This is a genomic window from Megasphaera paucivorans, from assembly GCF_900103535.1.
Lineage (GTDB): Bacteria > Bacillota > Negativicutes > Veillonellales > Megasphaeraceae > Megasphaera_A > Megasphaera_A paucivorans.
Genome location: NZ_FNHQ01000050.1, coordinates 1 through 12,796 on the forward strand (window position 1 = coordinate 1; position 12,796 = coordinate 12,796).

At 42.7% G+C, this 12,796-nt stretch carries 11 protein-coding genes, 2 tRNA genes and 2 rRNA genes; 13 read left to right on the forward strand and 2 right to left on the reverse strand.

Annotated elements, in window-relative coordinates:
* From BLR11_RS13220 to BLR11_RS13255, 8 genes are all read left to right on the forward strand, one after another.
* Positions 1–85: ribosomal RNA gene (locus BLR11_RS13220) — 23S ribosomal RNA — on the forward strand; the annotation flags it as partial.
* 79 nt (positions 86–164) lie between these two features.
* Positions 165–281: ribosomal RNA gene (rrf, locus tag BLR11_RS13225) — 5S ribosomal RNA — on the forward strand.
* A gap of 168 nt (positions 282–449) precedes the next feature.
* The gene (locus BLR11_RS13230) at positions 450–1,703 is read left to right on the forward strand and encodes a pyridoxal phosphate-dependent aminotransferase (protein ID WP_091653020.1); all 1,254 of its coding nucleotides are present in this window, start codon (positions 450–452) and stop codon (positions 1,701–1,703) included.
* An 88-nt stretch (positions 1,704–1,791) separates the two neighbouring features.
* Positions 1,792–3,312, forward strand: a complete 1,521-nt coding sequence (locus BLR11_RS13235; protein ID WP_091653023.1) for an alanine/glycine:cation symporter family protein — start codon at positions 1,792–1,794, stop codon at positions 3,310–3,312.
* Positions 3,313–3,431: 119 nt separating this feature from the next.
* Entirely contained in the window at positions 3,432–4,322 is an 891-nt protein-coding gene (locus tag BLR11_RS13240; protein WP_091653025.1) for a DMT family transporter, read from the forward strand.
* A 59-nt stretch (positions 4,323–4,381) separates the two neighbouring features.
* The gene (gene proC, locus BLR11_RS13245) at positions 4,382–5,182 is read left to right on the forward strand and encodes a pyrroline-5-carboxylate reductase (RefSeq protein WP_091653028.1); all 801 of its coding nucleotides are present in this window, start codon (positions 4,382–4,384) and stop codon (positions 5,180–5,182) included.
* A 113-nt stretch (positions 5,183–5,295) separates the two neighbouring features.
* Positions 5,296–6,102: an ABC transporter ATP-binding protein gene (locus BLR11_RS13250; protein ID WP_091653030.1), complete on the forward strand. Its 807-nt coding sequence runs from the start codon at positions 5,296–5,298 to the stop codon at positions 6,100–6,102.
* Positions 6,102–7,313, forward strand: a complete 1,212-nt coding sequence (locus tag BLR11_RS13255; protein WP_091653033.1) for a SufB/SufD family protein — start codon at positions 6,102–6,104, stop codon at positions 7,311–7,313. Before BLR11_RS13250 ends, BLR11_RS13255 begins: the two co-directional genes overlap by 1 nt.
* A 126-nt stretch (positions 7,314–7,439) precedes the next feature.
* Here BLR11_RS13255 and BLR11_RS13260 read toward each other — a convergent pair whose 3' ends face one another.
* Positions 7,440–8,378 carry an alpha/beta hydrolase gene (locus BLR11_RS13260; RefSeq protein ID WP_091653035.1) on the reverse strand — a complete coding sequence of 313 codons (939 nt, stop codon included), beginning with the start codon at positions 8,376–8,378 and terminating at the stop codon, positions 7,440–7,442.
* Positions 8,379–8,507: 129 nt separating this feature from the next.
* Between BLR11_RS13260 and BLR11_RS13265 the strand changes: the two genes are divergently transcribed.
* From BLR11_RS13265 to BLR11_RS13275, 3 genes are all read left to right on the forward strand, one after another.
* Positions 8,508–9,167 carry a TerC family protein gene (locus BLR11_RS13265; protein ID WP_245675175.1) on the forward strand — a complete coding sequence of 220 codons (660 nt, stop codon included), beginning with the start codon at positions 8,508–8,510 and terminating at the stop codon, positions 9,165–9,167.
* A 99-nt stretch (positions 9,168–9,266) separates the two neighbouring features.
* Positions 9,267–9,343 (forward strand) — tRNA-Pro (locus BLR11_RS13270).
* A 71-nt stretch (positions 9,344–9,414) separates the two neighbouring features.
* A tRNA-Ser gene (locus BLR11_RS13275) sits at positions 9,415–9,506 on the forward strand.
* 595 nt (positions 9,507–10,101) lie between these two features.
* Here the strand turns inward: BLR11_RS13275 and BLR11_RS13280 are convergent.
* On the reverse strand, positions 10,102–10,359 hold the full coding sequence (locus tag BLR11_RS13280; RefSeq protein WP_091653038.1) for a hypothetical protein: 258 nt from the start codon (positions 10,357–10,359) through the stop codon (positions 10,102–10,104).
* A 772-nt stretch (positions 10,360–11,131) separates the two neighbouring features.
* Here BLR11_RS13280 and BLR11_RS13285 point away from each other — a divergent pair.
* Both BLR11_RS13285 and BLR11_RS13290 read left to right on the forward strand, forming a co-directional pair.
* Complete coding sequence (locus BLR11_RS13285) at positions 11,132–11,545, forward strand: hypothetical protein (RefSeq protein ID WP_091653041.1); 414 nt, start codon at positions 11,132–11,134, stop codon at positions 11,543–11,545.
* A gap of 237 nt (positions 11,546–11,782) precedes the next feature.
* The gene (locus BLR11_RS13290) at positions 11,783–12,001 is read left to right on the forward strand and encodes a hypothetical protein (RefSeq protein ID WP_091653044.1); all 219 of its coding nucleotides are present in this window, start codon (positions 11,783–11,785) and stop codon (positions 11,999–12,001) included.
* Positions 12,002–12,796 lie beyond the last annotated feature (795 nt).

Sequence of the window (12,796 nt, forward strand, 5' to 3'; positions counted from 1 at the left end):
AGAGACGATGTGGTTGATAGGCCGGGAGTGGAAGTACAGTGATGTATGGAGCGGACCGGTACTAATAGACCGAGGACTTGACTTAAGCAAGTATGCAAGACTATGTATGGCCTTTGATTCGCAGATACTTTTCTTTGTGGTTGTCAGGGTATGACCCTGAATAATTCAGTAGCGATAGCTGCGGGGATCCACCTGTTCCCATGCCGAACACAGCAGTTAAGCCCGCAAACGCCGAAAGTACTTGGGTGGAAGCGCCCTGGGAGGATAGGAAGCCGCTGATTGAAAGCCAGCATGCCGTAATGGTATGCTGGTGTTTTTTTTGTCTGGATATTGCCTATCCGGACATAGTTATCCGTAATCTTTTGTATACATGGGGGATTGTTGTTGTAAAATTCCTCTTCTTGTGCAATAATTATGAGTGTACATAAAGAAGGGGAGGATGATTTTTCATGTCAATGAGTGTTGCAGCACCACAAGCTAAAGGTAAGTGCGCAGAAGATAATATTTTTGCCGCTAATAACAGAGCGAATGCACTTGCAGAAAAAATAGGGGTAGATAAGGTTACGAATGGTACCGTTGGATCGTTGCTGGATGAAGACGGCAATCTGGTTATGCTGGATGTTGTTCAGAAATCCTATAAAGCGCTGACTCCGAAGGAAATTGTTTCGTATGCGCCTATTCAAGGATATCCGGATTATTTGGAAGCTGTTATTGATCAGTGTTTCGGGGAATCTCGCCCGGATGGATATATCCGCGCTTGTGCAACTTCCGGTGGTTCTGGTGTTTTGCATCATGTGATTCATAATTATTCTGAATGGGGCGACGATGTTTTGACCAGCGATTGGCATTGGGGCGCTTATAACAGCATGTGTATCGATAACGGCCGCAAGCTTCGCGAATTTGAATTGTTAGATGAAAAGGATCAGTTTAACTTTGCTAGTTTTAAAGAACATGTGACGAATATGGTATCGAAACAGTATAATACCGTTATTATTATGAATTCTCCAGCCAACAATCCGACCGGTTTTGCTCTTACGGAAGAAGACTGGGATCATGTTCTCGCATTTTTACAGAATATTATCAAAGATAAGGATAAAAATATTATTCTGGTCTCTGATGTAGCATATTTGGATTACAGCGGTGAAAAGCACGAATGCCGGAAGTTTTTCAAAAAATTCGGCAATTTGCCGGCCAATCTTCTTGTCATTGTTTCCTATACTTTGAGTAAAGGATTCACGATGTATGGACAGCGTATCGGTGCGATGATCGGAATTACTTCCAATGCCGATGTAGCTAAGGAATTTGTAGATGTTAATCAATATACCAGCCGTGCGACTTGGTCCAATTCCAACAGTGCTGCCATGAAAGCCATGGTGAATATTTGCAAGGATCCGGAACGCATTGTGGAACTGGATGCAGAACGTGCTAAATACTTCCAGCTTATGAAGGAACGGGCGGCTATTTTTATGACTGAAGCGGCCTCGGCAGAGTTGAAGATTTTGCCGTATTTATCGGGATTCTTTATTACGATACCGATGACGAACTCCAAAGCGGTTTGTGATATCATGGAACGTCAGAATATATTCCTTGTTCCGTTGAAAAAAGGAATACGGCTGGCTGTATGCTCTGTTTCCAAGAAAAAGATTACAGGACTTGCAGCACTCATAAAGGCTGCTATTACAGAAGCGGGCGCACAACAGTAGGTTCGACCTTTTAATTGCAAGATGCCGGTACAGGAGAAGTTTTCCGTACCGGCATTTACGTATTCATCAACGGAAAGAAGGGCTTTTTTTGAAAGAGATATTTGACAGCATAAATAGTGTGCTTGCCTTTGTTGCAGCCGTATCTGATTTTTTCTGGGATTTTCCAACTAATATTGCTTGGTATAAGGCGATTCCCGTATTAGGAAATTTTTCTTTGGCCGTTATCGTTTTGGTAGGTTCCGGAATTTATTTTTCGTCGCGACTCGGATTTATTCAGGTTACCCAATTTAAACGGGGCATCAAACTTTTAGTACAGCGCCGAACGGCCGAAACGGGTATTTCTCCGCTGGCGGCGTTCTTTCTGAGTTCGGCAATGCGGGTCGGCCCCGGTAATATTATCGGTGTCACGGGAGCTATTTCGGTCGGTGGTCCGGGAGCCTTGTTTTGGATGTGGATTTCAGCCTTTTTTGGAATGGCAACGGCATACATGGAAAGTACACTGGCGCAAATATTCAAAGAAAAAAAGAACGATGAATTTGTCGGCGGTCTTCCTTTTTATGGCAGGCGGCTGCTGGGCAACAAGGTTTGGGTCGGTATCGCGTTATCGTGTGTGTATATTTTATATGCCATGTTTTGCTTACCGGCACAGGCATTTAATGTGGTATCCTCTGTCGGAGCGATGGGGGAAATTATAACCGGTACTCAGATTCCCACGATTTCTACCTTTTATTATATAACTGCTGTTGTTATTTTGCTTATTTGTGCTGCCATGGCCTTTGGCGGCATCAAGCGGGTATCCAAAGCAACGGATGCGATGGTTCCGGTTATGGCCGTTGTCTATGTGGTTACCGTTCTGGCGCTTATTGTTATGAATGTAGACAGCGTTCCGTATTTTTTTTCGGCCGTCTTTGGCGGTGCATTTAAACCGGAGGCTATATTTGGCGGGTTGTTTGGCGTTGCATTAGTCCAAGGGGTAAAACGCGGACTTATGTCTAATGAAGCCGGCCAAGGTACTATCACGATGGCGGCGGCAGCAGCCGATGCCAAACATCCCTGTGAACAAGGTCTTGTTGCTTCCTTGGGTGTATTGCTTGATACCCACATCATCTGTACGATGACCGGATTTATCATCATTATGGCCCATGCCTGGGCGCAGGATCCCACTGCGTGGAAAGCGGCCGGAAAACTGCCTAAGTTCCTTATGTCAGCGAATACGCTGGCACCGGGTTTTGGTAATGCCCTGATTATGTTTCTGCTGACCTTTTGCTTTTGTTTATTTGCCTATACTACCATGGTCGGTTTGATTACCTATTCGGAAATTGCTGCCAATCGCATCAGCCGCAATACTCTTTTTATCAATGCCGTCCGCAGTTTTGGCATTTTTGTTGCAGCATTCGGCATTATGGTCAATATTGCCGGGTATGACTTGGGAAATCTTTGGGCCTTTTCTGATTTAGCTAATATTACAATCGTATATATTAATATACCCCTGCTATATATGGGGGCAAAATATGTTTTTCGTGCCACAAAACATTATACGCAAGATGACGGAACTTCGTTTGATTCGCGTGTTGTCGGAGTTTCCTGCGAATATTGGGATAAAAAATAAACCGATGCAGGTATAGCAAGAGGAAGATATATGGGTGACGTAAGGGCTGTACCGCAGATTTTCGGAAATTTACAGCAGCACAAGCCTGCTGTGCATTATTTTATAAAGAAGGTACATACATGTTTAAAACGTATTTTATGCTGGCTTTTGCCAGTGCTGTTTGGGGATTTCAGCCAGTATGTGTAAAATGGCTTGTTGCCGAATGGAGTCCGGTTACCTTGACGGTGATACGGTATAGTTTTATCAGCTTGTGTCTGGCCCTTGTTATCTATCCGCGGGAAGGGAAAAAGATGATACCTCCTAAGGCTGCCTGGGGCTGGCTGGCGCTGATGGGTTTCTTCGGGGTTCTTTTAAATAATGTGCTGCAATTTGCCGGCTTGCAGTATACTACCGTTACCAATTGCACGCTTATCTCGGCGACTTCGCCGGCCGTTACGGCTCTTATGGCTGTTTTTCTTATCCGCGAGCGGCTGAGTATCATCAAATGGATCGGTATCTTTTTTTCCTTTGCCGGGGTGCTCGCTATTGTCAGTGATGGTTCGATAGAATTGATCCGGCAGATAGATTTCAATATCGGTGATATATTGTGTTTTGCTTCACAAACTTCATGGGCGATTTATTGCTTTATTAGTCTGAAAGCCATGAAATATATTTCGGCAGCGGCGGCCACGTTATGGTTTGGCCTTATAGGCGGTCTTATGACTTTGGTGTACGGTATAGCCGCAGGAACGCTGCAGGTTACGCCGTTATCGCCGTTAGCAATGGGGTCCTTTGTGTACATGGTATTTTTAGGCGGTCTTATTTCTTTATATTTCTATAATATAGGGGTTAAAATGGCCGGGCCGAGTATATCGGCTATATTTTTGAATATTATGCCCGTTGTGGGCATGGTGAGCGGTGCCGTATTATTTAATGATCATATCGGACCGATCCAGTTGATCGGGGCAGCGGCTATTATTATGGGTGTCTTTTTGACGACGCATCATTGGCATAAAGCCGAACGAGTATAGTAAGGAAACGGCATTTGTATGGGTACGTTACTAGAGAATCGTTGAGGAGGAATGGAATTATGTTTACATCAATAGGTATATGCGGTACTGGAAATATGGGAAAAGCAATTATACAAGGATTAGTCGGATCCGGTCTGATAGGGCCCGAACATATTTATATATATAATATCCATAAAGCGAAGGCAGAAACCATACAGCAGGAATCAGGCGTTACAGTGGTTGATTCTGCAGCGGAGCTCGTCAAACAGGCAAAGGCAGTTATTTTGGCAGTTAAGCCGAATAGTATGGGATCTGTTCTGACGGAAATCAAAGACGTGGTACAGCCTGATACGGTAGTCATATCTATCGCGGCCGGTTTAACGATAGAACGATTGGCAGCCCCGCTCCCGCAGGGAACGAAAATCATCCGGGTCATGCCCAATACGCCGGCTTTAGTCGGAGAAGGCATGTCGGCATTGGCTGTTAATGAAACTGTTACCGAAGATGAAAAGGCAGCAGCGTTAGCTGTTTTTGAAAGCTTTGGCAAAGCAGAACTGGTGGCAGAACGATTGATCGATGCCGTCTGCGGATTAAGCGGCAGCGGTCCGGCATATGTGTATATGTTCATTGAAGCCCTGGCAGATGGAGCCGTTCTTGAAGGGATGCCGCGGCAGATGGCATATACCTTTGCGGCACAGACGGTTTTGGGCGCTGCGAAGATGGTATTGGAAACCGGCGAACATCCGGGAAAATTGAAGGATGACGTATGTTCACCGGGCGGTACGACAATTGAAGCCGTACGTATATTGGAAGAAAAAGGGTTCCGGGCAGCCGCCGCCGCGGCGGTCGTAGCATCGACAGAAAAAAATAAAGCCCTGTAATGAAACCATCATGAATTCGGCATATAGGGGCAGATTTGTTTCCCTAATCGTAAATAGTATGATAAAATTAGAACATATTGCTAACTATTTACCTACAAAAAGGAGACGTTACGGTGTTACATATTGAACATTTGACAGTTGCAGTTGACGGAAAGACGATATTGCAGGACATTAATCTGCATATTGCGCCAGGAGAAGTACATGTACTTTTGGGACCGAATGGGACCGGAAAGTCGACTTTGATCAGTACGATTATGGGATTTGAACGATATAAAGTCTTGGAAGGAAAGATTATTTTCAAAGGACAGGATATTACGACGGCTCCCTGTTATGAACGAGCTAAATTAGGCATTGGCGTCATGATCCAAAGGCCGCCGACGATCCGGGGTCTTTCGCTGCGGAAAATGGTGGAAATTTGCGGAGCGACTCCTAAAGAAACAGAAAGCATGGCCAAATGGATGGGAATGAGCGATTTTCTGGACCGCAGTGTCAATGAAGGGTTCAGCGGCGGTGAATTGAAGCGCAGCGAACTGCTGCAGCTGATGGCGCAAAAACCGGAATTGCTGCTGCTGGATGAACCGGAAAGCGGTGTCGATATCGAAAATATAGCCTTGGTAGGCCGGGCGGCGAACTATATTTTGCAGCATACCGATTGTCGCAAAGGGGACTGTCAAAAGCCTTGCTGCGGCAATAATACGGAATGTGAGGATAACAATCCGCTTAAGGAAAGTGGTCACAGCGGCCTGATTATTACACATTTGGGACATATCCTTAAATATGTTCCATCGTCTCATGCACATATTTTATATAACGGTACACTGACTTGTCAGAGCGGTGATCCGCTGCATGTACTGCAATGTATTGCACAGTCGGGTTATGAACGCTGTGTCCGCGAAACATGCCGGGGAGGTGTGCGATAATGGATAAACATATACTGGAAGAAGCACTGAATAAAAAAGCGGCGTTTGGCAATGATATCGATTTAAGCACGTTTGATGATAATAATGATGTGCATGTTTTATCGCCAGAAGAGCTAACGGATACAGGAAAGTCAAAGCTGGAAAAAGTGGGTATTGATTTACAGGAGGAAAACCGCAGTGCTACGTATGTACAGGTGGATAATGCGGCTGTTGAATCCAAAGTCAAGGAACAAACACCGCTGGAATTGATGAATACCGGCGCTGCCGCTAAAAAATATCCGGAATTGGTAGAAAAGTACTGGTGGAAGGCCGTAAAGCCTGACACGGACAAATACACGGCAAAAACAGCATTGGAACAGGAACAGGGATACTTTATCCGAGTCAAAGCCGGGACCCAGATCACGGCACCGCTGCAGGCCTGTGTGTTTATGGGCCATGAAGATCAATTGCAGCGGGTTCACAATGTCATTATTTTGGAAGAAGGCGCCGAATTAAATATTATCAGCGGCTGTGCCAGTGACACCTCTGTTGAACACGGCATACATATCGGCATCAGTGAAATGTTTGTCGGCAAGAACGCCAAACTTTCCTTTACGATGATCCACAGCTGGGGAGAACATGTGACGGTCCGACCGCGCACGGTTACGATCGTCGAAGAAGGCGGAACCTATCTTTCGAACTATGTCAATATGGAAAAGGTCGCCGATATCCAGATGTATCCGACGGTACGTCTTGTTGGGAAAGGGGCGGTTACCCGCCTGAATTCTATTCTGGTAGCCCCCGAAGGCGCGCATATGGACATTGGCGGCAAGGCTGTTCTTGAAGTACCGGGGACTCGGGCTGAAGTTATTACACGGAGTATCTCCACAGGAGGAGAAATCATTAACCGCGGTAATTTAACAGGAGCTGCCGAAGAAGTCCAGGCACATTTGGAATGCCATGGATTGATGCTTTCCAAAAAAGGGTATATCCGAGCGATTCCGGAATTGAATTCGGAAACGGATAATAATGAAATGAGTCATGAAGCGGCTGTCGGTCGAATTGCTCCTGAAGAAATCGAATATCTGATGGCTCGCGGCATGAATGAAGAAGAAGCTACGGCGACGATCGTCCGCGGGTTCTTGAACATCAATATCGAAGGACTGCCGGATTCGCTGGCAGAACGAATCAATGCGACGCTGGATACCTTCAGCGTGCAGCATGGCAGCTGATTGCCGGTGCGACTCGTAGTCGTACCGTTTCAATGGGATATAGGCAGATACAAAAACTGCCGCATAGAGATACCTGATATAGGTGCTCTATGCAGCAGTTCTTTTGTATGTATCTGGATTACTTTCTTATGCTAGAAAGTGTGCCATTTTTTTATACGTAGCACAAATTTCGTCATAGCAGATCTTTTCGAAATTAAGATACGAATGGACCATATTGGTTACATTATATAATTCGGTCCGCACACCGTATTGTTGCAGACGGGCTGTATACGCGGCGCCTTCGTCACGGAAGGGGCAGAATTGTACGGTTATCATCAAGGTAGCCGGCATATTTGGCGAAAGTTTTCCAAATAAAGGAGAAACCACTTTTTTGTCGGGTACATCGTGCAGATAACAATCAAAATACCATTCCATTTTATTTTTATTGGAGCCGTAGGTATCAATCCCGTTTTCTTCAAAAGAGGGAAGAGAATGAGTCATATCAAGGCTGGGGTATATTAAAATCTGATGTGTGATGGGAATCTGTGCATCCTCCTGCAGCTGCGAACTAACAACCGCTGCCAGATAGCCGCCGGCACTGTCGCCTGCCAAGGTAATATCCGGCAGATACGGAATATGAAGCTCATCTAACTTGGCCAGCGTCCGTTTGGCAGTCGCTAAGGCATCGACTTCGGCGGCGGGGTACGGATTTTCCGGGGCCAAGCGGTATTCCGGTGCTACGACGATATGATTTGTAGCTTCGGCAATACGCCGTAAAATAGGATCATACACCATGATAGAATCAATAACAAAACCACCGCCGTGATAATAAATCAGTACCGGCAACGGTGCCGTACCGGCTGTCGGCCTGTAAATACGGACGGGTACATCATATTCTCCGCATTGGTTTAAAACGGCATCCGTAACGGCAGCCATGGTTACCTTTGGCAATTCCTGTGAAAAGGCGAGCCGCAGAGAAGCCTCCCGCATACTTGCCGGAGTCATGACGAAATGCGCAGTCGCAGCATCTTGTACATTCTTTTTGATAAAAGCTTCTAATTCTGGTTTGAGCTGATAGTGTTCCATTAGTACACCTCACATAATGTAGTCTTTTATCATTTTAGCACAATAAAGACTAAAACAGAATACTTTTCTTGTCATTACCTTATTTTTCCATTATAATAAAATGGAAGTAAAAAAAGAGGAGGATGTTCATTGGAAGAAATACTCATTCAAGATGTCTGGATGGTAGTGCAGGTTGTGTTAATTGATTTGGCTCTTGGCGGGGATAACTCTATCGTTATCGGCATGGCTGCTAAAAATCTGTCGCCACAGCTGCAAAAAAAAGCAATATTATATGGTACGGCGGGAGCTATTATACTGCGGTTTTTGATGGCACTGCTCGTTGTATGGCTATTGCAGATCCCGTATTTAAAAACGGCAGGCGGTATCTTGTTAGTCCTCATTGGCATTAAACTGATCGGCAATCAGGACCAAAAAGAAAATTTGAGTGTAAAAAGTAAAGATACGTTGATGGGAGCCGTAGAAACAATCGTGGTTGCCGATGCATTAATGAGTCTTGACAATGTATTGGGCATTGTGGGTGCCACGGGCGGACACATGGGACTTCTGGCATTTGGTATGCTGATATCGGTACCGATCATTATTTTCGGAAGTACTATGGTTATTAAAATCATGACACGGTTTCCCAGTCTCATATACATTGGCGGCGCCGTTCTCGGCTGGGCTGCCGGCGGAATGCTGGCAACAGATGCCTCCTTGCCTTTGGCTGAAGGCAATGGCACCATAATCAAAATTTGTTTGACGGTACTTACCTTGGCCGGCGGGGTTGCCTGGAAGCGCAGGCATAAATAGAATATGATATACAGAAAGCGTCCCGTAAGCAGGGACGCTTTTATTAAAATTATTGCTTGACATTTTTTCAAAATATGAGATAATATGTAAGTCAGGTAACGGGGCGTAGCGCAGTTTGGTAGCGCGCTTGGTTCGGGACTAAGAGGTCGCAGGTTCGAATCCTGTCGCCCCGACCATAGTTGCACGTTGAGTGTTTATCCCGAAGACACTGCATAATTTCATATATATGCAACAATGTGTAAGACGTGGAGAGATGTCCGAGCGGCTGAAGGAGCATGATTGGAAATCATGTATAGGGCGAAAGCTCTATCCAGGGTTCAAATCCCTGTCTCTCCGCCATACGATAAGATGGAACCTACTTTGGTAGGTTCTTTTTTATTGCCTAAAAACAGGTTGATTGCCAAATATCATGCTTCTTTTGACTTTCATTTGACTGACACGGATAAATCTGGTATCTTTTCTATACGTGATTGTTTCCTATCAGGAATCACATGAAAATACGTATCCATAGTTACTTTAAAGGAAGTAATGGCCGAGACGTGTTTGAAAAACGCGAAGGCGGATAGTGCTGATTATAAAGGCATGTTGCCGTTAGATGCTGCACCAAAAATTACATTTCTATCCACGCCATCGGTACAAATCCGGTAGCTTTTGTAATTATTATTACAAAAAAGCGGTCGTCAGTACGTTATACTGACGACCGTTTGTATTGTATATTAATCTTGAGGAGGTGGAGGCGGTGGGGTTGGTTGAGGATGGTGATGATGTTGGTGATGCGGTGGCGGAGGAGGCGGTACGGGGCCTTCATCAGCAAAACTTGAGAATAAGCCCATTGTAAAAGTTGCCATTAGTAATAGTGCAATTTTTTTCAATAACGTGTTTTTCATTTTTGTCACATTCTTTCTTTTACTCAATATAATAAATTTATTTTATATTAAATGGTATGTCCGACAACCGCTCCGATAACAGCACCTGCAACAAATGCAGTAACTTCGTCATTCTTGTTGTTTCCATCATGGTCAGGACCATGATGAGGATCATCATGATGGGGATTGTGTTGCTGGTGATGTGAAGGAGGCGGGGCTGGCTGATCTTCAGGCCCGGCGGCATTTACTAAAGTGGTTCCTAACATACTGGTAGCAATCATACCAGTTAATATTGTTGCTTTTAATTTCTTTGAAATATTTAACATGATTGTCACATCCTTTTCTTACATCACATAACTTGTTTGATAAGTGCAGTATACTAGCTTGTTTTTGAAGAAGCAAGGAAATACATCAAACCTCTATCATAGTGTTAACATACTGTGATAAAGTACCATTTTTTGTTATAAAATTGTAACAAATAGATGATTTGTCCATTTATTTTATAACAAAAATATAATTTCAAAATGCTAAACTGAATACAGTATTAAATAGAGTTATCAATGTAAAGTTGATAATTTTTATGATATAATTTAAATATTAAGGAGTAAATAATTAGAGCCAGACTGATTATTGAAACTTCCCTTTTGGAAGGGTTGGAATGGGTAAACCCTTCTACCATAAGCACTCATGTATATGGGTGCTTTTTTCATGTATTGAAACCGGTGATTCTATGATAGACTGTGACAACAAACGATGTCGATTTAATCAGTATGGTATATGTCTTAATATGAGATTGACCATTAAGCATGGCCATTGCATATCAGCTTCATATAGGCGATATCAACAGAAAAAGACTCATGAAACGGATATAAATCATCGGCCTGTTATACAAGGCAGACGAAACAGAATTTTAAAATAGGAAAAAACATAAGTTAGAGTATAACCGGATTGTCGTTGTTTGCTATAGGGCTCAATTAGGTAGTTAACTGCTATTAGGGAAAACAGGTAATAAGTTAGGTTCCATATAATTTACAGGCACTCAGAGATGGGTGCCTTTTTTTGTTGCCAATTTTAAATTGAATATAAGGAGTGATGAGTATGCTGATAAAAATATGTTCTTACTGCGGACAGCAGTATCCGATAGATGGTACTTGCTCATGTAATCATAACCGCCATAAGGAGTATGATACCTATCACCGTAATTCAGTAGGCAAAGTTGTATATCATTCTAAACTCTGGAAGCCCATCCGTATGCAGGTAAAACAACGGGCCGCCGGTCTAGATGAATATATGAAAGTAATAGAACATCATATTGTGAAAGGAACGATTGCACATCATATCATCCCTGTGGAAGAGAATCCGCAACGGGCATTTGATGTGCATAATTTAATTTACGTGAGTGCTCGAATCCATGCGACCATCCATGCAGCTTATAATAAGTCGCAGCAGGATAAGACCAAGACGCAGAAAGTATTGCTTGCTATAGCCGGGGGAGTGCAAAAAAGTTTTTAAGTTCGAAAGCCAGACCGCGTATGGCCTATTCTTTTGAAAAAATGCCAGAAATTCAAAACCAAAAAATCAGGGATGATAACAATGGCTGCAGGAAGACCGAAAAAAGTAATTGATAGTAGTACTGACAGGCTCGGAAAGGCAATGAAAATTTAAATCAATTTACCATAAATGATGCTAAATTTTATGATTTATTACAACAAAAAGGAGATACCTCCCAAAGCATGCCGCAAATAGGGTATGCAAGGTGGGAAGATATCTCCTTTAAACACTGCCAGTGTAGCAGAATTATTATGGGGTGTCAATGATCATGAAGGGAAACCATATGTTAATAAAGACGGAACATGGAACTATGATTTATACATTTTAGGTGAACAAAAATCAATCAATCAGAATAACTTTGATATTAAAACACAAGATGCACAGGGACAATGTCTGAATAAAGATATGGTTAAATGAAATAGTATTGTTGAGAATGCAAATTTAGTTTATTTTTAAATGTGGAAATATTCGGAATATTTCAAAATAAATTTACGAGGTAGTTGTACGAACGAGCAATTACTACAGACGTTGACCAAGCAAATCAAGGAACTGGAGCACAAAATTAGTGTTTGGCAGTGGCCGCAGGATGTGGTATTTTAATGGGTGTTGTAGTACATGATAAATATATATATCAGATATAGCAGTTTTAGTTAAAAAGTACGAAGCAGGAAACAACTGTGGCCGCTATTAATCATCACGATGATGCAAATTGCGGCTGCAGCTATGTGTTATGATAAAGCCGATACTATAGAAATAATGTAAAGTATTTCTGTGCTATATCCACACAAGGAAAATAAAGGCCTAAAGAAGTTTACATGAATAAATTTTACTATATAATAGAAAGAATAATAGAAAGAAAATTATCATTTTATTACCTTAGATAACATTGCAATAGAAACTTGAGGTAAAATAAAATACCTTATTTACAGACTTTTTTCATAGACTTTATACGCCCTGTTGAAAAGCGGGGCTTGTGCTTTTGTTAGGCTATTTTTTTGCTGATTTTATATTAATAGTATATAAAATATTTTTTTAAGAGAGTAGGAAATATATTTATGGTAAGAAATTTATATAGCATTAACAGGATATTTGTTATATTTGTCGAAACTTTTTAATGAAAATGTTTTTATTTCTTTGTAGATAGAGTACAATTAAGTTCGCAAAAGTAAAAAAAGGAAAAAGCCATCAAAACTCCGAAAAGGTAAGTAGCGA